Source organism: Stenotrophomonas sp. CFBP 13725 (assembly GCF_014841935.1).
Taxonomy (GTDB): domain Bacteria; phylum Pseudomonadota; class Gammaproteobacteria; order Xanthomonadales; family Xanthomonadaceae; genus Stenotrophomonas.
The window spans coordinates 189991-213088 of sequence record NZ_JACYUV010000005.1 but is presented as its reverse complement, the minus strand read 5'-3'; the positions used below and the strand labels follow the sequence as shown (position 1 = coordinate 213088).

At 67.1% G+C, this 23098-nt stretch carries 23 protein-coding genes; 7 read left to right on the top strand and 16 right to left on the bottom strand.

Annotated elements, in window-relative coordinates:
• Positions 1-58: 58 nt before the first annotated feature.
• The 4 genes from purN to purM all read right to left on the bottom strand — a co-directional run bounded on the left by purN (position 59) and on the right by purM (position 2800).
• A complete protein-coding gene (purN, locus tag IFT65_RS11180) occupies positions 59-724 on the bottom strand; it encodes a phosphoribosylglycinamide formyltransferase (RefSeq protein ID WP_192081492.1) in 666 nt (221 codons plus the stop codon).
• Entirely contained in the window at positions 721-1158 is a 438-nt protein-coding gene (locus IFT65_RS11175; protein WP_192081491.1) for a hypothetical protein, read from the bottom strand. Before IFT65_RS11175 ends, purN begins: the two co-directional genes overlap by 4 nt.
• Positions 1159-1165: 7 nt before the next feature.
• Positions 1166-1606: a hypothetical protein gene (locus IFT65_RS11170; protein ID WP_192081490.1), complete on the bottom strand. Its 441-nt coding sequence runs from the start codon at positions 1604-1606 to the stop codon at positions 1166-1168.
• A gap of 132 nt (positions 1607-1738) precedes the next feature.
• The gene (gene purM / locus IFT65_RS11165; protein ID WP_342029532.1) at positions 1739-2800 is read right to left on the bottom strand and encodes a phosphoribosylformylglycinamidine cyclo-ligase; all 1062 of its coding nucleotides are present in this window, start codon (positions 2798-2800) and stop codon (positions 1739-1741) included.
• Positions 2801-2898: 98 nt separating this feature from the next.
• Between purM and IFT65_RS11160 the strand changes: the two genes are divergently transcribed.
• Genes IFT65_RS11160 through hda form a run of 3 tightly spaced genes read left to right on the top strand, consistent with a single transcriptional unit; the run spans position 2899 to position 5911 of the window.
• On the top strand, positions 2899-4035 hold the full coding sequence (locus IFT65_RS11160) for a DUF2066 domain-containing protein (RefSeq protein WP_188326399.1): 1137 nt from the start codon (positions 2899-2901) through the stop codon (positions 4033-4035).
• The gene (locus IFT65_RS11155) at positions 4032-5204 is read left to right on the top strand and encodes an AI-2E family transporter (protein WP_188326400.1); all 1173 of its coding nucleotides are present in this window, start codon (positions 4032-4034) and stop codon (positions 5202-5204) included. The genes IFT65_RS11160 and IFT65_RS11155 overlap by 4 nt, the downstream gene beginning before the upstream one ends.
• Positions 5201-5911, top strand: a complete 711-nt coding sequence (gene hda / locus IFT65_RS11150) for a DnaA regulatory inactivator Hda (RefSeq protein ID WP_192081488.1) — start codon at positions 5201-5203, stop codon at positions 5909-5911. Before IFT65_RS11155 ends, hda begins: the two co-directional genes overlap by 4 nt.
• 677 nt (positions 5912-6588) lie before the next feature.
• Here the strand turns inward: hda and murU are convergent.
• The 4 genes from murU to IFT65_RS11130 all read right to left on the bottom strand — a co-directional run bounded on the left by murU (position 6589) and on the right by IFT65_RS11130 (position 10231).
• Positions 6589-7302, bottom strand: a complete 714-nt coding sequence (murU, locus tag IFT65_RS11145) for an N-acetylmuramate alpha-1-phosphate uridylyltransferase MurU (RefSeq protein ID WP_192081487.1) — start codon at positions 7300-7302, stop codon at positions 6589-6591.
• A complete protein-coding gene (locus IFT65_RS11140; RefSeq protein WP_192081486.1) occupies positions 7299-8321 on the bottom strand; it encodes a phosphotransferase in 1023 nt (340 codons plus the stop codon). Before IFT65_RS11140 ends, murU begins: the two co-directional genes overlap by 4 nt.
• 52 nt (positions 8322-8373) lie before the next feature.
• A complete protein-coding gene (locus IFT65_RS11135; protein WP_188326404.1) occupies positions 8374-8646 on the bottom strand; it encodes a GlsB/YeaQ/YmgE family stress response membrane protein in 273 nt (90 codons plus the stop codon).
• Between the two features lie 91 nt (positions 8647-8737).
• On the bottom strand, positions 8738-10231 hold the full coding sequence (locus IFT65_RS11130) for a M20 family metallopeptidase (protein WP_192081485.1): 1494 nt from the start codon (positions 10229-10231) through the stop codon (positions 8738-8740).
• A gap of 343 nt (positions 10232-10574) precedes the next feature.
• Between IFT65_RS11130 and IFT65_RS11125 the strand changes: the two genes are divergently transcribed.
• From IFT65_RS11125 to IFT65_RS11110, 4 genes are all read left to right on the top strand, one after another.
• Positions 10575-10901, top strand: a complete 327-nt coding sequence (locus IFT65_RS11125) for a helix-hairpin-helix domain-containing protein (RefSeq protein WP_188326406.1) — start codon at positions 10575-10577, stop codon at positions 10899-10901.
• 323 nt (positions 10902-11224) lie between these two features.
• Positions 11225-12283 carry a L,D-transpeptidase gene (locus IFT65_RS11120; RefSeq protein ID WP_192081484.1) on the top strand — a complete coding sequence of 353 codons (1059 nt, stop codon included), beginning with the start codon at positions 11225-11227 and terminating at the stop codon, positions 12281-12283.
• Positions 12284-12371: 88 nt separating this feature from the next.
• The gene (locus IFT65_RS11115; protein WP_223203037.1) at positions 12372-13031 is read left to right on the top strand and encodes a murein L,D-transpeptidase catalytic domain family protein; all 660 of its coding nucleotides are present in this window, start codon (positions 12372-12374) and stop codon (positions 13029-13031) included.
• Between the two features lie 807 nt (positions 13032-13838).
• On the top strand, positions 13839-14438 hold the full coding sequence (locus IFT65_RS11110; RefSeq protein WP_192081482.1) for a HutD family protein: 600 nt from the start codon (positions 13839-13841) through the stop codon (positions 14436-14438).
• A gap of 14 nt (positions 14439-14452) precedes the next feature.
• On the opposite strand, the gene IFT65_RS11105 is transcribed toward IFT65_RS11110, so the two are convergent.
• The 8 genes from IFT65_RS11105 to IFT65_RS11070 form a co-directional block, all read right to left on the bottom strand.
• The gene (locus IFT65_RS11105) at positions 14453-16060 is read right to left on the bottom strand and encodes a flavodoxin domain-containing protein (protein WP_192081481.1); all 1608 of its coding nucleotides are present in this window, start codon (positions 16058-16060) and stop codon (positions 14453-14455) included.
• The gene (locus tag IFT65_RS11100) at positions 16057-17016 is read right to left on the bottom strand and encodes an FAD:protein FMN transferase (protein WP_192081480.1); all 960 of its coding nucleotides are present in this window, start codon (positions 17014-17016) and stop codon (positions 16057-16059) included. The genes IFT65_RS11105 and IFT65_RS11100 overlap by 4 nt, the downstream gene beginning before the upstream one ends.
• A 94-nt stretch (positions 17017-17110) precedes the next feature.
• Positions 17111-17914 carry a DUF4198 domain-containing protein gene (locus IFT65_RS11095; RefSeq protein ID WP_192081479.1) on the bottom strand — a complete coding sequence of 268 codons (804 nt, stop codon included), beginning with the start codon at positions 17912-17914 and terminating at the stop codon, positions 17111-17113.
• Between the two features lie 87 nt (positions 17915-18001).
• Entirely contained in the window at positions 18002-18520 is a 519-nt protein-coding gene (locus IFT65_RS11090) for a DUF2271 domain-containing protein (RefSeq protein WP_188326413.1), read from the bottom strand.
• Between the two features lie 31 nt (positions 18521-18551).
• Positions 18552-19190 (bottom strand): PepSY-associated TM helix domain-containing protein, encoded by a 639-nt coding sequence (locus IFT65_RS11085; protein ID WP_192081478.1) that lies wholly within the window; start codon positions 19188-19190, stop codon positions 18552-18554.
• 117 nt (positions 19191-19307) lie between these two features.
• Positions 19308-21689: a TonB-dependent receptor gene (locus tag IFT65_RS11080; protein ID WP_192081477.1), complete on the bottom strand. Its 2382-nt coding sequence runs from the start codon at positions 21687-21689 to the stop codon at positions 19308-19310.
• A 147-nt stretch (positions 21690-21836) separates the two neighbouring features.
• Positions 21837-22235, bottom strand: a complete 399-nt coding sequence (locus IFT65_RS11075) for a hypothetical protein (RefSeq protein ID WP_192081476.1) — start codon at positions 22233-22235, stop codon at positions 21837-21839.
• A gap of 162 nt (positions 22236-22397) precedes the next feature.
• On the bottom strand, positions 22398-23075 hold the full coding sequence (locus tag IFT65_RS11070; protein WP_192081475.1) for a Fe2+-dependent dioxygenase: 678 nt from the start codon (positions 23073-23075) through the stop codon (positions 22398-22400).
• Positions 23076-23098 lie beyond the last annotated feature (23 nt).

Sequence of the window (23098 nt, the reverse complement as noted above, 5' to 3'; positions counted from 1 at the left end):
CAGAGGCAAAGGAAAGGGGGCAGCATGCCAGCGCCATGGTCAGTGGCGCGTGTTCAGCTCAGAGGGGCGAGCGCAGCACACCCGACGAATCTAGGACCAGCGGGCTGAAAAGGGGGTGACCGTCCAGCTGCAGCTGACCTCCCTGTTCAGCTACGCGTCCGCTGGCCAGCAGCACCAGGCTGGCGATCAGCAGGGGATGCTCGACCTCCAGCACCCGCGCGGCCAACGTTTCGGCGGTATCGCCAGCGTGGACGGGAACGCGCGCCTGTGCCAGCACCGTGCCTGCATCCAGCTCCGGCACGACGAAGTGCACGCTGGCACCATGCTGCGTGTCGCCGGCCTCCAGCGCGCGCGCATGGGTGTGCAGGCCTTTGTACAACGGCAGCAACGAGGGGTGGATGTTGACCAGTCGCCCATCGAAGCGCGCTACGAAGGCCGGCCCCAGGATGCGCATGTAGCCGGCGCAGACGATCCAGTCCGGTGCGCTGCCTGCAACGGCATCGGCCAAGGCGGTCTCGTACGCGGCACGATCTGCGAACCCACGGGGTGCCGCCGCCCATCGCTGTGCCGCAGGAACGCGCAGAAGGGCGGCGGCGTCCGGCTTGTCGGAGAACACCCCCACGACCTCGGCCTGCAGGACGCCCTGTGCGATCGCATCGAGGATCGCCTGCAGGTTGCTGCCGCGGCCCGATGCCAGGACGGCGATGCGGGCAGGCCCGGTCATGCGGCGACCGCGCGGCCGGTGCCGTCGAAGCTGGCCACCACTTCCGGGCGCAACAGCGCCCATAGCGCATAGGCCGCAAGCGCGATGCCCAGCGCTCCGGTCAGGCAGGCCAGGCCGGCGACGATCAGGCACAGCCGATGCTGGCGACGTGCGCCCATGCAGCCTGCGGCCTTGATGCTCAACCCGCCCAGCGCGGCGAACGTGGCCGTGCCTGCTCCGAGCAGCACGAACAGCAGCAGGGGGGCGGCGTCCGGGCCGCTGCCGGGGGGCTCGCTGACATAGCCGGCCACCGTCGCCAGCAGCAGGAATGCGGCAAGGATCAGCTCCAGTCCGCCCAGCACATAGAACAGTATTTTCAGGGTGTGCAGGTGCGAGGCGACCTGCATCGACGTCCAGCCGCGCGGGACATTCAACGGGGGAGGTGTGGCGGACATCCGGGCCTCAGGCTTGGGTAACGGGAGCAACGCCGAACGCGGCCTTGACCGACGGGCGCAGCAGGACGATCAGGGTGAACACCCCCAGCACCGTCCCGAAGGGCATGAAGCAGCAGGCGATGCCGGCCACGACCATGCACAGCAGGTGGCGGCGGCGCTGTGCCAGGCAACGCCCGGCATAGGCGATGAAGCCGGCCAGGGTGAGACCGCCGACGATGAACGCACCGGCGAACGCAACGAAGAACCAGCCAAACAGGCGCGGGTCGAACGGTTCGTTGCCTTGCTGGCTCTCCATCGGCAGCTTGCCGGTGACGATGGCCAGGCCCATGACCAGGTGGATCACCGGGATGAGCGAACACAGCGCGGTGATCCCGGCCACGATGTAATGAAAGATCGACAGCAGGCGCAGATGGTCAGCGTCCTGCACACTCAGGGGCGTGGTGGACATGGCGGTCTCCTTGGTGGCCGTATGGGGCAGGGGCCCCGGCGCCGGTAGCGCCGAGCCATGCTCGGCGAGCACAGCGGGCGTTTCAGGCAGTCCGCCGAGCATGGCTCGGCGCTACCCGTTGAGGATCCGCTATCAGCCGATATGCACCCGCTCGGCGCCTTCCACGGCCGGCACGACCGTGCCGATGGTCCAGTGCTGCAGGCCCTGCGCCGCGGCGGCGTCGGCCACGGCAGCGACCTGATCCGCCGCCACGATCAGCACGAAGCCGATGCCGCAGTTGAAGGTGCGCCACATCTCGGCATCGGCCACCGCGCCTTCGCGCTGCAGCCACTGGAACACCGGCGGCAGGGTCCAGCTCTTCGCGTCGATCTCCAGGCCAAGGCCTTCGGGCACCACGCGGATGATGTTCTCGGTCAGGCCGCCGCCGGTGACGTGGGCCATGCCGTGGATCGCTTCGCCGTGGGTCTTGAGCAGGGCCAGGATCGGCTTCACGTACAGGCGGGTCGGCGCCATCAGCGCGTCGACCAGCTTCACCCCGTCGTCCAGCACCAGATCGGCCGGTTGGCCGGCGCGGTCATAGATGCGGCGCACCAGCGAGTAGCCGTTGGAGTGCGGGCCGGAGGAGGCGATGCCGATCAGCACGTCGCCTTCGGCAACGCTGGCGCCGTCTTTCAACTCGCTCTTTTCCACGCCCGCCACGGTGAAGCCGGCCAGGTCGTACTCGCCCGGGGCATACATGTCGGGCATTTCAGCGGTTTCGCCGCCGATCAGGGCGCAACCGGCCTCGGTGCAGCCATTGGCGATACCGCCCACCACCGCTGCGGCGGTGTCGATGTCGAGCTTGCCGGTGGCAAAATAATCCAGGAAGAACAGCGGCTCGGCACCCTGCACCAGCACGTCGTTCACGCACATCGCGACCAGATCGATGCCGATCGTGTCGTGGCGGCCCAACTGCTGGGCCAGCTTGAGCTTGGTGCCCACGCCGTCCGTGCCGGACACCAGCACCGGCTCGCGGTACTTGTTGGACAGGTCGAACAGCGCACCGAAGCCCCCCAGCCCACCCATCACCTCGGGGCGGAAGCTGCGCTTGACCAGCGGCTTGATGCGCTCGACCAGTTCGTTGCCAGCATCGATGTCGACACCCGCGTCGCGGTAGGTAAGGGGCGTAGGGGCGGAGGACGGGCTGTTGGTCACGGGCGTCGGCGCTGGCAAGGGTGAGATCCCGATTTTAACAGGCCACGTTGGCGCAAAGACCCTATTCGGGCAACAATCTCCCCGGATACGTCGAGCCAATGGAAGTCCAGATGCCCCGCAGCCCCCTCAGGACCACGTTCTTCACCCTGCTTCTTGCAGCGTGCCTGCCCTTTGCTGCCTTGGCGCAGAGCGGCATGCGCACCGAAGGAGACGTGGCAACCGCCAGCGGCGCGTACGAGGCCGAGGTGCCCGTGCGTGGCCAAAGCGACGCGGACCGCAATGGCGGTATGTCGCGCGCCTTGGCCGAAGTGCTGGGCAAGTTGTCCGGCGACCGCAACATCACGGCCCGCCCGGGCGTGGTGCAGGCACTGCGCAATGCCAAGGATTACGTGCAGAGCTATGACTACAAACAGGACCAGAGCACCGGCGTGAGCGGTGCGCCCAGCTTCCGTACCCTGCTGGTGGCCCGTTTCCGCGAGGATGATGTGGATGCCATGGTGGCCGCGCTGGGCTTGCCCGTGTGGCCGCAGCCGCGTCCCAAACCCGTGCTGTGGCTGGCCATCGATGACGGCAGCGGCCCGCGGCTGGTCAGTGTGCCGCAGGCCAATGCGGTGCGCCCGGTGCTGGCGCGTGCGGTCGAGCGCGGCTACAAGCTGGGCCTGCCCGCGGGAAGCACGGCCGAGCAGGCGCTGGTCGGTGCGATCTGGCGCCAGGACAGCGGCGCGGTGGCCCGGGCATCGGCACGCTACGCCCCGCCCATGCAGTTGATCGGCAAGCTGTACCGCGCCGACGGCGGCTGGACGGCGGACTGGGTGTTCGTCGACAACGGCCGCGAGCTGAACAAATGGACCACCAAGGATGCGAACGCGATGCGTGCGATGGCTGCCGGCGCCGACGGTGCCGCCGACGCACTGGTGCGCCGCTATGCCAAGGCCGGTGCCGCAACCGGGCAGGCCGGGACCTACCGCATCGTGGTGACCGGCATCGACAGTGCGGACGATTACATGCGCATGGCAGCCGGTCTGCGCCAGGTGCCGGTGGTGCGTGATGCCATCCCGCTGCGCGCGGTGGGCAGCCGCCTGGAACTGAATCTTGAAATGACCACCGGCCTGGCCGGGTTGAACCGCATGCTGGGCGAAGACGGCATCCTGGTGCCGGTCGCGCCGGTGGCGATCACCCTGGAAGGCGACGAACAGAACCCGGCCCCGGCCAGCAACGAGTACCGCCTGCGATGATCCACACCCCCGAGGCGGAAATCGCCCTTTTCCTGCGACGCGTCAAGTTCGTCGCGGTGGCCTTGCTGATCGGCTGGGTGGTGTGGCTGCTGGCGCCCATCCTGACTCCCTTCGTGCTGGCCCTGGCGTTGGCCTGGCTGGGCGATCCGCTGGTGGATCGGATCGAAGCGACCGGGCGCTCGCGCAATACCGGCGTGATCCTGGTGTTCGTCGCGATGGTGCTGGTGATCACCGCGCTGCTGTTGATCCTGGTGCCGATGATCGAACGGCAGATCAGCACGCTGATCGCTTCGGCGCCGCAGGCGCAGGCCTGGCTGATGGAGAAGGGCATTCCCTGGTTCGAGCAGAAGACCGGCCTGGAAGTGATGCAGTGGCTGGATTCGGAGCGGGTGATGGATTACATCCGCAGCCACTGGCAGCAGGCCGGTGGGATTGCCAAGCAGTTCTTCGGCTACGTGCAGCGTTCCGGCTTTGCGATGGTGACCTGGGTGGTCAACCTGCTGCTGCTGCCGATCCTGGCGTTCTATTTCCTGCGTGACTGGGACCTGCTGGTCGAGCGCGTGCGCTCGGTCATCCCGCGCAATCATGTGGGCACCATCACCCAGCTGGCGCGCGAGTCCAACGACGTGCTCGGCGCGTTCATCCGTGGCCAGTTCCTGGTGATGATCGCGCTTGGCGTGATCTATGCCGGTGGCCTGACCCTGGTCGGCCTGAACCTGGGTCTGTTGATCGGCATCATCGCCGGCCTGATCAGTTTCATCCCCTACCTGGGCGCCACCACCGGGATCCTGATGGCGGTGGTCGCCGCCTTGGTGCAGTCGCAGGGCTTCGACCTGAAGCTGCTGTTGCTGGTCGGCGTGGTGTTCACGGTGGGCCAGCTGCTGGAGAGCTACGTGCTGACCCCGCGCATCGTCGGCGACAAGATCGGCCTGCACCCGGTCGCGGTGATCTTTGCGGTGATGGCCGGTGGCCAGCTGTTCGGCTTCCTGGGCATGTTGCTGGCGCTGCCGGTCGCGGCGGTGAGCAACGTGCTGCTGCGCTACGCCCACCAGCGCTATCGCGAAAGTGAGCTGTACGCCGGCGAAAAGCCGTCCATCGTGCTGGATTCGTACATCGACAAGCCCACCATCATCATCGACACCACGCCGAAGGGCCCGGAGACGAAGTGAGCGCGGTACCGCAGCTTCCGTTGGCCCTGCATTACCCGCAGGACGAACGGCTGGAAACCTTCATCGGCGCGCCGGACGGTGCGCTGGCGCAGCTGCGCGCGATCGCGGTGGGGGCGAGCCAGGACTGGGTCTATCTGGAAGGGGCGGCCGGCACCGGCAAGACCCATCAGGCGCTCGCGACGTGTTCCAGTGCCGAGCAGGCCGGTCGGACACCGACCTATGTGCCGTTGTCAGCCGTCACCGGCCGTGTGCGCGCTGCACTGGAAGGCCTGGAGCAACGTGATCTGGTCGTGCTGGATGGCCTGGATGCGATCGCCGGATCGCGCGACGACGAAGTGGCGTTGTTTGATTTCCACAACCGTGCCCGCGCTGCCGGTACGACGGTGATGTACACCGCGCAGGTGGCACCGGCCGATCTCGGGCTCGTGCTGCCCGACCTGCGCTCGCGGTTGGGCCAGTGCGTGCGGGTGGTGTTGCAGGCGCTCGACGAAGAAGGGCGTGCGGCGGTGCTGCGGGACCGCGCGCTGCGCCGCGGGCTGTCGATCGACGAGGCGTCCATCGATTGGCTGCTATCGCACTCCGGCCGTGAGCTGGGTGGGCTGATCACGCTGATGGACTGGCTGGACCGGGAATCGCTGGCGGCCAAGCGGCGCATCACCGTGCCGTTCCTGCGGCAAGTGCTGGAAGACGGCCGCCCGCGGTATTGAGGATGTGGCCGGGCTGCGCCCGGCACCTGCAGAAGCGACGGCAACGGCAACAGCAACGTCCAGAGCTGCAGGGCTGCGTGTGGGCGGGGCGGGGTGGGATGGCGGGGGACGGCAAAAGCTGCATCCATGCAGGCCTTGTTTCGCGCCATCCATGGCGGGGTCCACGTCATCGCATTCGCGCTGCCGCTCCCACGCTTTGCTTCGCAAACCGCGGGCCCCGTCTCACCAGCACCCACACCCCGCCGCTTCGCGGCACGGGTCCACGTCATCGCATTCGCGCTGCCGCTCCCACGCTTTGCTTCGCAAACCGCGGGCCCCGTCTCACCAGCACCCACACCCCGCCGCTTCGCGGCCGCCCCTGACTCAGGGGCTCCCTCCACCCGACGGGATATCGTCATCGGTAGCGCCGAGCCATGGTCGGCGGAATGTTTCCGCCAACGGCCCGCTGCGCTCGCCGACCATGGGTCGGCGCTACCGCTTTTCTTCTTTTTTCATACGCGGCTGGCGGCACCGGGAACCTGTCAGGGCCGGGCGGTGGGGCTGGGCGGGGGCGTTGAGCGCCATGGATGGCGCGAAACGAGGCACGCATGGATGCAGCTCTTGCCGTCCCCCGCCCAGCCCCACCGCCCGTCGCCAAGCTCAGCTGCAGCTTGCAGGCCGCCACCCGCGAGGGGGTCTCACCCGTTCGACCGACCCAACTCCGCATCCAGCGCACGCAGGCGCTCCACCGTGCCCACGTCGGTCCAGCGGCCGCGATGGTGCTGCCCGCTGACCCGTCCCTGCGCCATGAAATGCTTCTGCAGCGGCACCACGCTGAAGCGCGGCGGCGTGCGTTCGCTGCCCGGTGCGGTACCGATCACCTGCTGCCAGTCGTCCACGATCGATGGCCGGTAGACGCCGATGCCGGCGTAGGTCAGGCACTCGCCGGCGCGGTCATGGTGCAGCACGCCGGTGGCATCAAGGCGGTAATCGCCGCTCGGATGCTGCGCCGGGTTGTCCACCATCACCAGGTGCGCCTGGCCCGCCGGTTCGCGTGGCAGCGTGGCGAAATCGAAATCCGTCCAGATGTCACCGTTGACCACGAGGAACGGCGTGTCGCCCAGTACGGGCAGGGCATTGAGGATGCCGCCGCCGGTCTCCAACGGCGTGTCGCCTTCGTTGACGAAGTGCAGTTGCACGCCCCACTGGCTGCCATCGCCCAGGGTCGGCGCGAAGGCCTCGGCGAGCCATGAAATATTGACCACGACGTCGCGGATGCCGAGCGCCGCCAGCCGCTCCAGGTGCCACGCGATCAGCGGTTTGCCACCGACGCTGAGCAGCGGCTTGGGCGTGTGCAGGGTCAGGGGGCGCATGCGCTCGCCCAGCCCCGCCGCGAAGATCAGCGCCTTCATCGTGCCATCGCCGGCTCGGACAGCGCTGACATCGCGGGTTTGATGCGCGTGTCCAACAGGTGCTGCAGTCCGGCCAGTTCCGGGTAACGCGGCAGCACTTCGTCCAGGTACGCAATGAAACGCGGTGCATCGTCCAGGTAATGGCCCTTGCCATCGCGGTAGCGCAGCCGGCTGAAGATGCCCAGGCATTTCAGGTGGCGCTGGATGCCCAACCAATCGGCGTCGCGCAGGAAGACCTCCCGCGTCGGCACCGGCAGGCCGGCTTCGTGCGCGCGCTGGTGATAACGTGCCAGCCAGCGATCCACCTGCGGCAGCGGCCAGCTCAGGAACGCATCCTTGAACAGGCTCACCGGATCGTACGCGATGGGGCCGCGCACCAGGTCCTGGAAATCCAGCACGGCCGGGCCGTCGGCGACGGGCATCAGGTTGCGCGGCATGAAATCGCGGTGCGTCATCACCTGTGCCTGGCCGAGCGCGTTGTCCATCAGCAACTGCTGCACATGCTGCAGTTGCTGCGCGTCATCGCCATCCAGCGTGATGCCGAGATGGCGCTGCAGGAACCACGTGTCGAACAGGCCCGCATCGCGCTGCAGAAGGGCTTCACCGAAGCGTCCGAAATCATCCGGCACCGGCATCTGCTGCAGGGCCAGCAACTGATCCATCGCGCGCTCGAACCACGCATCCGCGGTGTCCGCCGCGATGACTTTGGCAAGGGTGGGGCCGCCCAGGTCTTCCAGCAACAGCAGGCCGGCCTCGAGGTCTTCGGCCAGCACGGCAGGAACCCGCAGACCTTGCGCGGCCAGCAGACCGCGCATGCGCAGCCACGGCCGTACATCCTCCAGGCCCGGGGGGGAATCCATGACGATATGGGTGCCGGTGCGGCCGGTGGCGCGCCAGTAACTGCGCATGCCCGCATCGACCGATGCGCGCTCCAGCACAGCCGCCGCATCGTCCAGGCGCAGGCGCGCCCACTGCAGACGCTGCGCCGTGCGCTCGGGATGGGAAGCAGGATCGTTCATGCAGGAAACATCCGGGCACCCGCAGGCACCAGCATCGAGAAGGAAAGAGGATTCAGCGTCGGCCGCCGCTGACCAGGCGCAGCAGCGCCAGTACGGCAACGGCACCCAGCACGGCGCCCAGGAAACCGGCGGGTTCACCGGCGGCGTACCAGCCCATGTACTGGCCGAACCAGCCTGCCAGCAACGCGCCGACAATGCCCAGCACGATGGTCAGCAGACAGCCCATGCGGTTGTTGCCCGGCATGAAGAAGCGACCCAGCAATCCGACGACGAAACCGACCAGGATGATGTAGAGCCAACTGGTGCTGCCGAACAAACCGTCCATGCGCGGGACTCCAACGAGAAAAAGGTCAGCCCAGTCTACGGGAGGTGCCGGCCACCGGCGGGCACCTCCGCGTCAGATCAGCAGCAACCGATCAGCAGCAACCGTGGTCGCCGTGGCGGGTACCGCTGTCGGCGGCCACCGGCGAACCGCTGGTCTCACCGCGCAGGCTGGCAGCATGGTGTTCGCTGATCACCTTGGACACGCAGGCGGTGACCTTCTTGCCCATCGGGATATGCAGGAATTCATTCGGACCGTGTGCATTGGAATGCGGGCCGAGCACGCCGGTGATCATGAACTGCGCACCCGGGAACTTCTCGCCCAGCATGCCCATGAACGGGATCGAGCCGCCTTCACCCATGTACATCGCCGGCTTGCCGAAGAAGGTCTGGCTGGCATCGTCGATCGCCTGGGTCAGCCACGACGACATCGCCGGCGCATTCCAGCCGCTGGACGCCTTTTCCAGATCCAGGGTCACTTCCGCGCCGTTCGGCGGATCGCTCAGCAAGGCTTCCTGCAACAGCTCGCCGCAGCGCTTGCCATCGGCGGTCGGCGGCAGGCGCAGCGACAGCTTCACCGCGGTATGCGGGCGCAGGACGTTGCCCGCCGATTCCAGCGTCGGCATGCCGCCGATACCGGTCACCGACAGCGCCGGACGCCAGGTGCGGTTGAGCACCAGTTCGGTCAGGTCGTCGTTCATCGGCTTCAGTCCGTCGACCAGCGGGAATTTGTCGAAGATGGCGGTGTCCACGACGTCGGCAGCGCGCTTGGCCTGCTCCAGGCGCTCGGCGGGGATCTCCACCTGCATGCCGTCGATCAGGATGCGGCCGGTGTCCTGGTCTTCGATGCGCGACAACAACTGGCGCAGCAAGCGGAAGCTGGACGGCACCACGCCGGACGCATCGCCGGAGTGCACGCCCTCGTTCAGCACCTTCACCGAGAAGTTGCCGCCGGTCAGGCCACGCAGCGAGGTGGTGCACCACAGCTGGTCATAGTTGGCGCAGCCCGAATCCAGGCAGACCACCAGCGACGGCTTGCCGATGCGGTCAGCCAGGTGGTCCACGTAAGCGGGCAGGTCGTAGCTGCCCGACTCTTCGCAGGCTTCGATCAGGATCACGCAACGGGCATGCGGCAGGCCCTGGGCCTGCAGCGCCAGCACGGCGGCCAGCGAGCCGAAGATCGCGTAGCCATCGTCAGCGCCGCCGCGACCGTACAGCTTGTCGTCGCGCAGTACCGGGATCCACGGACCCAGATCATCATCCCAGCCGGTCATTTCCGGCTGCTTGTCCAGATGGCCGTAAAGCAGGATGGTGTCATCGCCGGTCTCGCTGCCACTGGCCGGGATCTCCAGGAACAGCAGGGGCGTACGGCCTTCCAGGCGCACCACGTCGACCTTCAGGCCGGGGATGTCCTGCGCGCGGGCCCAGGTTTCCATCAGGACGACGGCCTGCTCCATGTAGCCGTTCTGCACCCAGTTGGCGTCGAACATCGGCGACTTGTTGGGGATGCGGATGTAGTCCACCAGTTGCGGGACGATTTCGTCATCCCACTTCTTGTCGACATAGTGGCCGAGCTTGGCGCTGTCCATCAGGAACTCCGGTTGTAAATGACTGATCCGCCCATTCTACGCTGGCCGCGATGGGGCGACCGCTGGGCCCGGTGGAGCGGACGCGGTGAGGGCGGCCTTGACCGACCCTGCTGTCCACGGGCGCACGTAGCGCCATGACGGGGCCTCACGCGCCGGCCGTTGTCGGGACTGGCCTGTCAGCTGGCGCTCAAGGGGGTAGGGGTTTTCCTACACGACGTCGGGTATTTAGCTGGCTGTTAGAAATGTCAGTGGACGATAGGCTGTGCACATGTGGTGACGGACACTGTTTCGAACCGACGGGAAGACGGTCGGAGCGGGTCCGGATCACAAGGAGAACAACGTCGTGCCTTGGTGGATCGTGTCAAGGGCACTGTTGCTGGGACTGTGGATCGGTCAGGCCTTCGCGGCCGAGCGGATCGACATCAACCTCGCAGATGCCACTGCACTGCAGCAGGGATTGACGATGGTGGGGCCCAGCCGGGCCGCCGCGATCGTCGAGCACAGGCAGCAGCACGGGCCTTTTCATCGCGTCGAGGACCTGACGCAGGTGAAAGGCATAGGGAAAGGAATCGTCGAACGGAATCGACAGCGGATCACCCTCGGTGACAGGACGTCATCGGTGGATCCGGTACCCGGAGCGGTACCGGTGCGCTCCGTACCCAGGCGATGACACAAGGGGATTGTCGCGATCCACAGGAGGTGGATCAGGGCCGGTCACGGGACGTGACGGCAGCGACCGGCGCAGGGAGGCGTCAACTGCACCAGGAGGGTGGCATCACAGACCTGTGGAAGGGGCTGGGATAGACAACCAGGGATGATCGCGACCTCCGTGCACGGAGCACGCTGCCCCCATCGCAGGATGCGCGGGGCGGCAGGAGGTCGACACGGATGTGACAGTTGCCCGGTACGACACATGGTGTGTCGCCGGGCAATCTTTTTTCCGGCGACCGGACACGATAGCGTGGAGTCCCCACGCCCTGGATGACGTTACCGATGCGACTGCTGCGTTGTTCCCTGATGTTCGCCAGCGCCGTCGCGTTGGCCGTTCCTGCGACGACCTTCGCGCAGAAGCCGGCACCCGCACCGATCGAGGCCACGGTCCGCGGGCCCACCGATCTGAAGCCGGGCGAGTATCTCTGGCACCCCGAGATTTCACCGTCCGGCCCTATCGTGCTGGTGGTCAGCCTGGATGAGCAGCGGGCGTATGTGTACCGCAATGGCATCGCCATCGGCGTCAGCACGGTCAGTTCGGGCAAGACAGGCCACGAGACCCCGACCGGGGTCTTCACCATCCTGCAGAAGGACAAGGACCACCGGTCCAATCTGTACAACAGCGCGCCGATGCCCTACATGCAGCGGCTGACCTGGGATGGGATCGCGCTGCACGGCGGGGCGCTGCCCGGGCATCCGGCGTCGCACGGCTGTGTCCGGCTGCCTCAGGCCTTCGCGCAGAAGCTGTTCAGCGCGACCCAGCGCGGCGATACCGTGGTGGTCGCCGATGCCAAGAGTTCGCCGATGACACTGGCGTATCCGGCGGTGCTGGCCCCGGTCAGCAGCCGTGGCGTGGCCTTGCCGGAAGTAACCACCACCGGCGCGACGGGCGCGTACTGGAACGACGCCGCGGCGCCGGCCGGCCAGGTCGGCGTATTGGTCAGCCTGCACGATCAGCGCGTCTACGTGCTGCGCGACGGTGTGCTGATCGGTGAATCACCGCTGGAGGCGTCCGCCTTGCCCGCGTTTGCCGGCACCACGTTGTTCGTGATGGGCGAAGGGTTTACCGATACCCCCAGTCCGTTGGACAACCACCAGCGTCTGCACCGCTGGACGGCCTATCCGTTGCTGGGCCAAGCGGCGGCAGACGCCTCGCCGGACCTGTTGGCGACGCCGTCGCTGCCGATGGCCCTCCCCGCGGATTTTGCCCGCCACCTCTACGCGGCGCTGGTTCCGGGCACCACGTTGCTGGTGACCTCGTTGCCGGCGGTGCGCCCAAGCGCGGCTGAACCGGGCATGCAGCCGGTGTTGGAATCCGAGCCGGTCGGGTCCACCCTGTAACGTCTGTGTTCGATAGCGCCCCACTGCTCTGATGAATCCGCCACGCCGTCACTGGCTGGCTGCCGTCGGCCTGTTGTCGGCCTGCGTCATGCCTGCCTACGCCCAGTCCCGGCCATCGCCGGGCGCCAGTGCTGACCTCGGCGCTATCCTGGCCCGGGTAGCACCCAATGCCGACCGCAAGGTGCTGCAACTGGCGGCCAGCGCGATGCGCTGTGCGCTGCGCCGGCCGGAACTGGGGGTGGTGCCGGACCGCTTGGGCGTGATCGACTACTCGCGACCGTCCACCCAGCAACGCTTGTGGGTGTTCGATCTGCGACGCCAGCGCCTGTTGTTCGAGGAATGGGTGGCACATGGGCGCAACAGCGGTGCCGACCGTACCGAGCACTTCTCGAACCGGGAAGGGAGTTTCATGTCCAGCATCGGGGCCTTCACCGCACAGGAAACGTATGTCGGCGGCAACGGCTACTCGCTGCGGCTGGACGGCTTGGAGCCGGGCTTCAATGACCACGCACGTGAGCGTGCCATCGTCATCCATGGCGCGCCCTATGTGAATCCGACGATGGCGCGGATGCAGGGCCGTCTCGGCCGCAGCCTCGGCTGTCCGGCGGTACGGCTGAAAGTCGCCAAGCCGCTGATCGATGCGTTGAGCGGCGGCACGATGGTGTTCGCGTATTACCCGGACCAGGACTGGCTGAAGCGCTCCCAGTTGCTGGACGCCGATTGCGGCGGCGCGCTGGCCCAGCGGTAGAGCCGACTTCAGTCGGCTGCTCCAGCATCTGGCGGGCAAGCAGCCGAGGGTAGAGCCGACTTCAGTCGGCTGCTCCTGCGTCCGGCGGGCTGCTCTGTCATCCTGCGGGCAAGCAGCCGACTGAAGTCGGCTCTACCGTGTTTGCTCCTGCGTCTGGTGCAAAAGCAGCCGAGGGTAGAGCCGACTTCAGTCGGCTGCTCCTGCGTCTGGCGGGCTGCTCTGTCATCCGGCGGGCAAGCAGCCGACTGAAGTCGGCTCTACCGTGTTTGCTCCTGCATCTGCTGCAAAAGCAGGCGAGGGTAGAGCCGACTTCAGTCGGCTGCCCCTGCGTCCAGCGGGCTGCTCTGTCATCCCGCGGGCAAGCAGCCGACTGAAGTCGGCTCTACCGTGCTTGCTCCTGCGTCTGCTGCAAAAGCAGCCGAGGGTAGAGCCGACTTCAGTCGGCTGCCCCTGCGTCCAGCGGGCTGCTCTGTCATCCCGCGCGCAAGCAGCCGACTGAAGTCGGCTCTACCGTGCTTGCTCCTGCGTCTGGTGCAAAAAGCAGCCGAGGGTAGAGCCGACTTCAGTCGGCTGCTCCTGCGTCCGGCGGGCTGCTCTGTCATCTGGCGGGCAAGCAGCCGACTGAAGTCGGCTCTACCGTGCTTGCTCCTGCGTTCGGTGCAAAAGCAGCCGAGGGTAGAGCCGACTTCAGTCGGCTGCCCCTGCGTCCAGCGGGCTGCTCTGTCATCCCGCGCATAAGCAGCCGACTGAAGTCGGCTCTACCGTCGGCTCTACCGCTTCTGGCATAGGACACGGCACACTATCGGGATGGACATCGCCACCACGCTGCAGCATCCCACCCAGGTCATCCACAGCGTCGACTATCGTCGCGAGCGCTGGCGCAATGGATTGGGATGGACGCGGGAAATCCTGCGTTTGCCGGCAACTGGCGACGACTGGGCGCTGCGCCTGTCGATCGCGGAGATCGAACGCGACGCTGCATTCTCGACCTTCCCGGGCGTGGAGCGCGAGCTGGTGCTGCTGCACGGCAACGGGGTCCGCCTGCGCTTCGACAATGGTCGCGTGCAGGAGGTGCTGCCTCCGCATGGACGGGTACGGTTTGCCGGCGAGGACGCGTTGCACGGCGAGCTGGTCGACGGCGTCACCCACGATTTCAACCTGATGTGGCGACGCGGCCTGCTAACCGCAGAGGTACTGCACCGTCCCATCGTGGGGCCGATGTATTTCTTCACCGAGCCCACGGTCGCGTGGGCCATCCACCTGCTTGCCGGCCAGGCGGCTTTCGACGCGGATGGTGGTTTGCCCCCCATGCAGCAGGGCGATACGGCGTGGTTGGCGGCAGGTGAGCGCACGCGGTACGCGTTGCACGGCGGTGGCGAGCTGCTGGCGATCCGGGTATCGGGATAGTCCGTCGCGCTGCGTCAGTACACGTCGCGTCGGTAACGCCCGGCGACCACCAGGGCGTCCTTGCGTTCTGCCCCCACCACTTCTTCGATCACCGCGTCCACGGCCGGCGCCATGCCCTGCAGGCTGCCGCAGACCAGGATCGTTGCGCCGTCGTCCACCCATCGCCGCAGAAGCGGCGCTTCTGCCTGCAAGCGGTGCTGCACGTACCGGTGCGGCGCGCCATCACGGCTGAATACCGCGTCCAACCGCTCCAGCATGCCGCGCTGCTGCATCTGCTCCAGCTCTGTGCGGAAGTGGAAATCGTGGGCGGCACTGCGTTCACCGAACAGCAGCCAGTTGCGGCTGGCACCTGCGGCGTCCCGCTCGCGCAGGTGCGCACGCAGGCCGGCAATACCCGTGCCGTTGCCGATCAGGATCAAGGGGACGTCTGCGGCAACGCCATGGAAATTCGGATTGCGGCGTACCCGCAGGTCGATCGTGTCCCCCAGCTGCGCGATGTCGCACAACCAGCCGCTGCCGATGCCCGGGGTGCCGTCGTCACGCACCTGGCGGCGCAGCACCAGGTCGACGGCGTCCTCGTGCGCGGCCGAGGCAATGGAATACTCGCGGTGCGGCAATGGCTGCAGGAGGGAAAGCAGGGTCGGCAGATCACCGCCTGCGGTCACGCCGGGCAGGTGCGAGCGGGACAGGTGCTGGTGCAGGGTCTGGCCGTCATCCAGCCGCGCGTCCCCGTCCAGCGCGTGCGACCGCAGCCAGGCAGCAACCACTGCAGGTGCATGCCGTGGCCCGATCTCGGCGATGTCCCCGGCCTGCCAGCGGACGTCGGCCTGTTCGACAGGAGGCCGCAGGCGCAGCCAGTGCACCGGACCGCCCACGCTTCCGGGATTGAGATGTTCGCGCTGCACCAGGGTCCATGGCTGGTAGTCGATGGCGGTCCAGTCGGGTTGTTCGGTGGGTGCACCCCCCAGCTGGCCGAGCAACTGTTGCCAATGGCGCAGGCTGGCTGGATCGGCATTGTTCACTTCCACGGTATCGAACATCGCGCGTGCACCGTGCCGGCGCAGCCAGCCATCCAATTGATGGCCGAACGCGCAATAGTGGTCATAGCTGCGATCCCCCAGCGCGAGCACGCCGTACTGCAGGTGCGCGAGGCTCGGCATGGGCTGGTCCATGCGCTGCAGAAAGGGCGCGGCGTGATCCGGCGGATCGCCCTCGCCGGTAGTGCTGGCAACGAACAACACCCGATCGCTTTGCGCCAGCAACGTGGCATCCAGCGCTTCGATGCTGCGCAGGCGGACGGCAAGCCCGGCACTGCGCAGGGCATCGGCCGTGCGTTCGGCCAACTGCAGGGCAAAGCCGGTCTGGCTGGCCCACACGACCAGCACGGGCCGTTGGCTGGGGTCCACGCGCTCGATGCGCGGGCGCGTACGCCACCACAGCACGCCACACAGGCCGACGTAGGCCAGCAGGCTGGTGACGGCCCATAGCCAGTCACGCGGGCGCGGGGCAACCTGCCACCCGCTGTCGTCCACGTGCAGGCGCAGCAGGAGGACGGCGATCAGCAGCAAGGCGCCGATCACCAGCACATTGCCGAGCAGCGCACGCGACGGACGCAGGTTCATGGCAGCAAGGCTTCAAAGGCCGGGGACAGCTGTTCGCGTGGACCGTCCGCACTGCGTTCAAGGAAACGCGCGGCCAGGCGCAGGCGCGTGGCGAGGGCCAGTCCGGCATCCACGCCCAGCACCGTCAGCGCGGTGGCCCACGCGTCGGCAAGCATGGCCGTCGGGGCGACCACGGTGACCGCTGCGGTCGCGCGGCGTACGGGCCGGCCGCTGCGTGGGTCGACACTGTGGCTGATGTGCTCGCCATCGTGCTGGTACTGGTGCCAGCGATCGCCGGAGGTTGCTACGGCCTGATCCCTCAGCGCCAGCACGCGGGGCGGCGTGGGCGTGGTCGCGTCCTCGTCCGGTGCGGATTCCACCAGCACGCGCCAGGGCGTGCGGTCCGGCTTGCTGCCGTAGCCATGCAGCTCGCCGCCCACCTCGACCAGCGCCGCTTCGATGCCCTGCGTGCGCAGCCAACGCACGACCTCATCCACGCCGAAGCCTTTCGCGATTGCGGACAGGTCCAGCTCCAGCCCACCGGGTTGCAGCAGCGCGTCGTCGTTCCACTGCACCTGCTGCCAGCCGCAGCGTGCGCGGGTGGCGGCCAGTGCGCGATCATCCGGGCGGCCGCGCGGCGCAGCGTGCGCACCGAATCCCCACAACGCAACCAAGGGGCCGATCGTGGGGTCGAATGCACCGTCGCTGGCCCGGGCGATGTCGCAGGCACAGTCCACCACCGTGCGTGTCTGAGGGGGCATGCGGTGCCACGTGTCCGCTGCCGCCCGATTGAAGCGACTCACATCGGAACCGGTCTCCCACGTGCTCATCTGTGCCACGACGCAGTCCAGCCGGGACTGGATGCCGGCATGCAGCGCGTGCAGGTCACGGGTTCCGGGCACGACCAGCGAAGCGCTCCAGGTGGTGCCCATGGTGGTGCCGCCGAGGCGGGCTGTATCGAGGCGGGAAGCGGTCATCGGGATCGGTGTACGTGTTTCCGGTAGCGCCGGGCGGTGCCCGGCAACCCATTCTGCAGTGACGGTGCGTGGCCGTCACCCACCGGTATCGACGTTACTGGGGCAGCACTTCCAGCGTGGCCACGTAGCTCAGGCGGCGCTTCTGTGCCTGCTTCACCGAGGTCTTGTTGTCTTCGGTGCCGGTTTCCAGCCAGTACATGCCGGCCTCCGGCCAGGTCACCTTGATCTCGCCCTTGGCGTCGCTGGTGACCTTGATCTCATCCTGGGCATTCCGGTAACGCGTGGCGCCGCGGACGATCTCGAACTCCAGGCCAGCGCTCGGCTTGCCGTCAACCAGCACGCGGAACGTGGCCTCTTCACCGGCGAACAGATCGTTGGGATGGCCTGCGGCAATCAGCTCGATGCCCTTGTTGGTCGGCTTCAGCGCCGTGGCATTGGGTGCGCCGTTGGTGACGAAGGTTTCCACGCGGCCCACCGACTGGGAGACCTGCAGGTTCTTCGCCTCCTTCGGCAGCTCGGCGAACGTCGCCGCGTTGCCGCGCCAGCGCTTGCGTTCGCCGTTCAGTTCATAGGTGGCGAACAGGCCATCGTTGACCGAGGCGATGCGGTAGGTGCCGGCCTGCTTCAGTTCGACGTCGAACACGCTGCGGAACTTGCCGGTGGCGCCATTCTGCGGCGCTGCGGTGCTGCCATCCGGCGCGGTCACGACCACCGATTCCACGCGGATCGGCACATGGTTGAAGTAGAACAGATCGTTGGACACCGCAGCGTCCACGGTGATCCACGGGTCGGTACCGGCGATGACGGTCTGCGACGGCAGCAGCCATGCCTTGTGGGCAAGGGCAGAGAAGGGAAGGGCGGCGGCCAGGGCGGCGGCGAGGACGAGCGTGCGCTTCATGGGCGTGTGACTCCGGAAGAAGAAAAAGTGCGGTAGGGGTCGGGCCCAGTTGCTACGCGAACGGGACCGACCGCAGGACGTAAGGGATCAGGGCTTCACTGCCAGCGTGACCTTGCCCAGTTCGGTGCTGCCCTGGGCCGAGCCGGCCTGCGCGGTTTTCGCCGGCCAGGTGAACGGCACTTTGACCAGCTCGCGGCCGCCGACTTCGCGCACTGCCTCCACCACCAGGGTGTAGTTGCCCGGTGCCAGCTGCTTCAACGCCGGTTGGCTGTCCTTGAACGAGAGCGCATGCGTGCCGACCGGGCGGGTCGGGCCGGTCACACCGTCCACGGGAACCTCCAACGTGCGCCCGCTCTTGCGCCACCACTGGCGCAGGTCCGGCAACCACTTGGTGCCATGGCCTTCGCTGTTGCCGGTCTGCTGGTACCACACCGACAGGTTGGCGGCGACCTTCTGGTCGGCCCCTTCCAGCCACACTGCCACGTAAGGCCGGTGGTATTCGGCAACGTTGAGCTTGGGCACCTCGACGGTGATGTCCAGGGTGGTTGCGTAGGCCGGCGAGGTGGCCAGCAGGCCACTGAGGGCGATGGTGAGGGTGACGCGCATGGGCGGCTCCAGCAGGGAGGGGACGGAAAGGTCAGTGGATCAACAGCAGGGCGATCAGCAACGGAATCAGCAGGCCCAGGCCCACCAGCGGCCAGGTCATGCGCCGCTGCCGCGCATGCAGGTGCAGCAGGAACAGGCCGGTGATGCAGAACACCAGGCAGGCAACGGCGAACACATCCAGGAACCAGCCCCAGGCAGGGCCCGCGTTGCGGCCCTTGTGCAGGTCGTTGAGGTAGGACACCGCGCCGCGCGAGGTGGATTCGAATTCCACCGCGCCGCTTTCACGGTCGATGCTCAGCCACGCATCGCCACCGGGACGCGGCAGTGACAGGTAGATTTCTTCCGGCGACCACTCCGCGGCGCGGCCGCCGATGGAGGTGCCCAGCTCGCCATCCAGCCACTGGCGTACTGCGCGCGGCACCGGTGCGTTGCCCTCTTCGCGGTCGCCGAGCTGGCCCAGCACCGCGGGGGGCAGCGACAGCTGACGATGCTGCACGTCCGGAGTCGCCTCGATCTTCGCCGCGTGGTTCAACGTGATACCGGTGATCGCGAACAGCAGCATGCCGATCAGGCAGACCGCCGAGCTGATCCAGTGCCATTGATGCAGCGTCCGCAGCCAGAAACCGCGGCTCTGCTGCTGTTGCACGGAGGTAGAGACGGAACGGCTCACGCGGAAGGGTAGGGCTCAAGGAGACGGGGCATTACAGCATTGATGAGAATAGTTCGCAATTAGGTGGGTAGTGACGGCCGCTGGCCGGCAAGCTTCGCGGCCGTCACTCCCGTGTCGTCAGAACGAGAAGTTCAGGCTCACCCAGACGCTGCGGGCCTTGTCCTTGTTGTTGTAGTCGTCTTCGAACAGCACCTCGTTGGTGCCGTCCGCGAATGCGCCGTCGCCGTCCAGGTCGTTGAAGGTGGCCTGGTAGGTAGTGAAGTCGCGGTCCAGCAGATTGTTGATGCGGGCGTTGACCGTCAGCCACTGCGTTGCCTCGAACGAGGCGCCCAGATGCAGCACGGTGTAGTCCTTGTAGTACTGCGGCTGTCCGCTGAGGGTGCTGACGCCCCGGTACCGCTTGGAGCGCATCTCGCCGGTCAGGAACACGTTGAAACGCTCGCTCGCCTGCCAGTCGAAGGTGGCGTTGGCCATGTGCTTGGCACTCAGGCCCAGCGGCAGGCCTTTTTCCGCACCGCTCTTCTGTTCGCTGTCGGTGTAGGTGTAGTTGGCGCGCAACGCGAAGCGATCGCTGATCGCCCAACGGCCCGCCACTTCCACGCCCTGGATGACCACCTCATCGATGTTCACCGTGCGGTTGCTGTTGGCATAGCCGAGCTCGCCGAACTCACCGGTGCTGCTGCACGCCAGCGTCAGCGCCGGGCCGCACGGCTGGTTGGCGATCTTGTCGTCGAATTTATTGTGGAACACCGTGGCGTTGGCGCTGTGGCCTGCGGGATGCTGCCAGTACACCGCCAGTTCGGTGCTGGTGCTGGTTTCCGGCTGCAGATCCGGATTGCCATACAGCGGCGTGGTGCCCTGGCCGCCGAAGCCGGTGACGCCGTCATACAGCTGGGTGGTCTTGGGCGTCTTGAAACCGGTACTGACGCCGCCCTTCATGGTCCAGGCGTCGTTGAACGTATAGACGCCGTACACGCGCGGGCTGAGGTGGTTGCCGAACACTTCGTGGTCATCGAAGCGCAGGCCGTAGGTCAGCGCGAATGGCGCGGTGATGTTCCACGTGTCTTCGGCGAACACCGAATACATGTTGTGGTCCTGGGTCTGCCCGGGATTGCCGGTTTCCATGCCGAACACACCGTCGGTGAGCTCACCGCGGATGACCTGCGCACCGACCACGGCGATGTGCTCGCCCGCGGCCTGGAACGGGATGTCCAGCTTGGCATCCAGGGTGTATTGCGCGCTCTCCAGCGTGCGCTTCGGGCGTGGCAGGAAGGTGGCTTCGGCCGTTGAGCGGCGCTGTGCCTCTGTCTGCCCGGCGTAGGCGCCGGTGGCGTTGAGCATCTGCAGCAGCTGGCGGCGTTCGTCGACGGTGAACGGCATCGTGCGGCCATCGTTGTTGGTGGCGACGTGGGCCAGTGACACCAGGCTGCGGCCGAAACTCCAGTCGCCTTCGTGGGTAAGCGCCCACGCATCACGGGTGAACTCCTGGCTGGCGCTGTAGCCCACTCGCGGATCGGCGCGCACACAGTTGCGGCGGGTGATGCAGGTGGTGGTGTTGCCGCGCCAGATGGAGGCGATGCCGTCCACCGTGCCGACCGGGTATTCCTCGACGCCGGCGTCGTTGATCTTGACCGAGTTGTCGTACTCCTGGCGCGAGGTGTCGAAATCCAGCGTGACACGCTGCGCGTCGGAGACGTTCCACTCCAGACTGACACCGCCCGCCTTGTTGGTATTGTCCACCGTCTTGCCGCCTGCGCCGAAGCCCAGCGGACGCGTGTGCTGGACGCCGGCCGGATCGGTGGACGGTGAGTACACCGGATTGGACGCCTTGCGGTCGTACCAGCTGGCGCGTGCGCTGAGGTTGAGCACGCCGGGCACCAGCGGTCCGGTGAGGAAGGCGTCGACCGTGGTGTCATCGCCGAACTGGTCATCGGTTTCGAACGTGCGACCGACGGTGGCCGAGCCGTGCCAGCTGTCCAGGTTGCGCTTGGTGATCACATTGATCACGCCACCCATCGCATCGGCACCGTACAGGGTCGAGGCCGGGCCGCGGATCACTTCGATGCGCTCGATCGCATCCAGCGGCGGGATGTGGTTGAACTGGTTACCACCGAAGTTGTTCGGGTAGATGTCGCCGTGATTGTTCTGGCGCCGACCGTTGATCAGCAGCAGGGTGTAATCCGAGCCCATGCCGCGCATCGAGACGCTGCCCTGGCCGGTCTTGTCGCGCGTCTCGCCCACGTCCACGCCTTCCAGGTCACGCACGGCATCCAGCAGCGTCATGTAGGGACGCTTGGCCAGCTCTTCGCGGGTAATGACCGAGATGCTGGCCGGTGCGTCGGTGATCTTCTGCTCGAAACCGGATGCGGTGACGACCACCTGGTCGAGGGTGCGCGGCGCGGCGACGTCGGCCAAGGCCGGCGCAGCAAGTGCGCATAGCAGGGCGCTGGACAGAACGGTACGGGAAACGGACGAACGCAGACGATGGCGCTGGGCCATGGCGGTAACCTCGAGAAGATGCAGGAAGGCGCCGCACCGGTGCGCAGGGCATGCGGTGCAGGACGGGACAGCCCGATGCGGGCGGCGGGTAACGGACGCAGGTACGGCATCAACGCGTTCGCCTGAGCGGCGGACGCGGAAGGTGGATCAGGCCAGCGGTGGCGCCTGCCCACGTTGCTGGCGTCGGCCCGGGGCGTCGGCACGGCGCGGCTGCGCACTGGCGTGGCGCCAGTCGCGGGAATCGGCGGGCGCCGCGATGGCCGCTGCAATCAATACCGTCCAGTCGCGCAGGCAGCCCGCTTCAGTTGCGGGCGTCGGCGCGGAGCGGGGTGCCTCGGCCGCCAGCGCAGCGCGACGCAGTTTCGCCGGCGCCGACTCGTGCAGCGGCAGTTCGCCACCGCCGCGTTCTTCCACCGGCATCTGCAGCAGGGCCGATGGCACGTCAACGACGCTTTCGTGCGACACCACCGCCAGCGACCCCAGCAACAGCGCCAGCATCGCCACCCACGCCAGCAGGCTGGCCAGCGCAGGACGCTGGCCGCGCATGGCGGTACCGAGTTGATGGTGGCGGTGCGGATGACGCAAGCAGGTAGACCCCGATAGGGCAGCCGACGGATGCCGGCGTGCACGGGGCGTGATTGTAGTGAGAGTCGTTCGCCGTTGCAAATGAGAACGATTATTGAAGTTGCGGATCCGAGGGGTTGCCGCCTACACCTCGCTCCACCGCCGCAGGAGATTGTGATACACCCCGCTCAGCTGCAGCACCGCGGCCGAATCGGCTTGGCTTTGCCGCAGCCGCTCGATGGAGGTATCCATCTCCCACAGCAAACGCCGCTGCGCATCGTCGCGGATCATGCTCTGCACCCAGAAAAAGGCCGCCGTGCGTTCGCCACGGCTGACCGGATTCACCTGGTGCAGGCTGCTGGACGGATAGAGGATGAGATCGCCTGCGGGCAGCTTCACCTCGTGCTCGCCGTAGGTGTCGCTGATGACCAGTTCGCCGCCGTCGTAGTCGTCCGGGTCGGACAGGAACAGCGTGCACGACACGTCGGAACGCAGGTAGCCGCCGGCATCGTTGGCCATCACCGCACCGTCTACGTGGAACCCGTAGTGGCCGCCGCCGTGGTAACGGTTGAAGCGGGGTGGCAGGATCTTCAACGGCAACGCGGCCGCGAAGAACAGCGGGTTGCGCTGCAGCGCGGCCAGTACGGTGGTGCCCAGCGCCGCCTTCAACGGCGAGCTGTCGGGCAACTGCTGGTTGTGCTTCACCGGCGCGCCCTGCCGTCCCACGGTTTCGCGGCCGTCGGTCCAGTCGGCCGACCGCAGGCGACCCTGCAGGTCGGCCAGTTCTTCAGCAGTGAGCACGTCGGGGATGTGCAGCAGCATGGAAGTGCTCCAGTGGGGCAGGG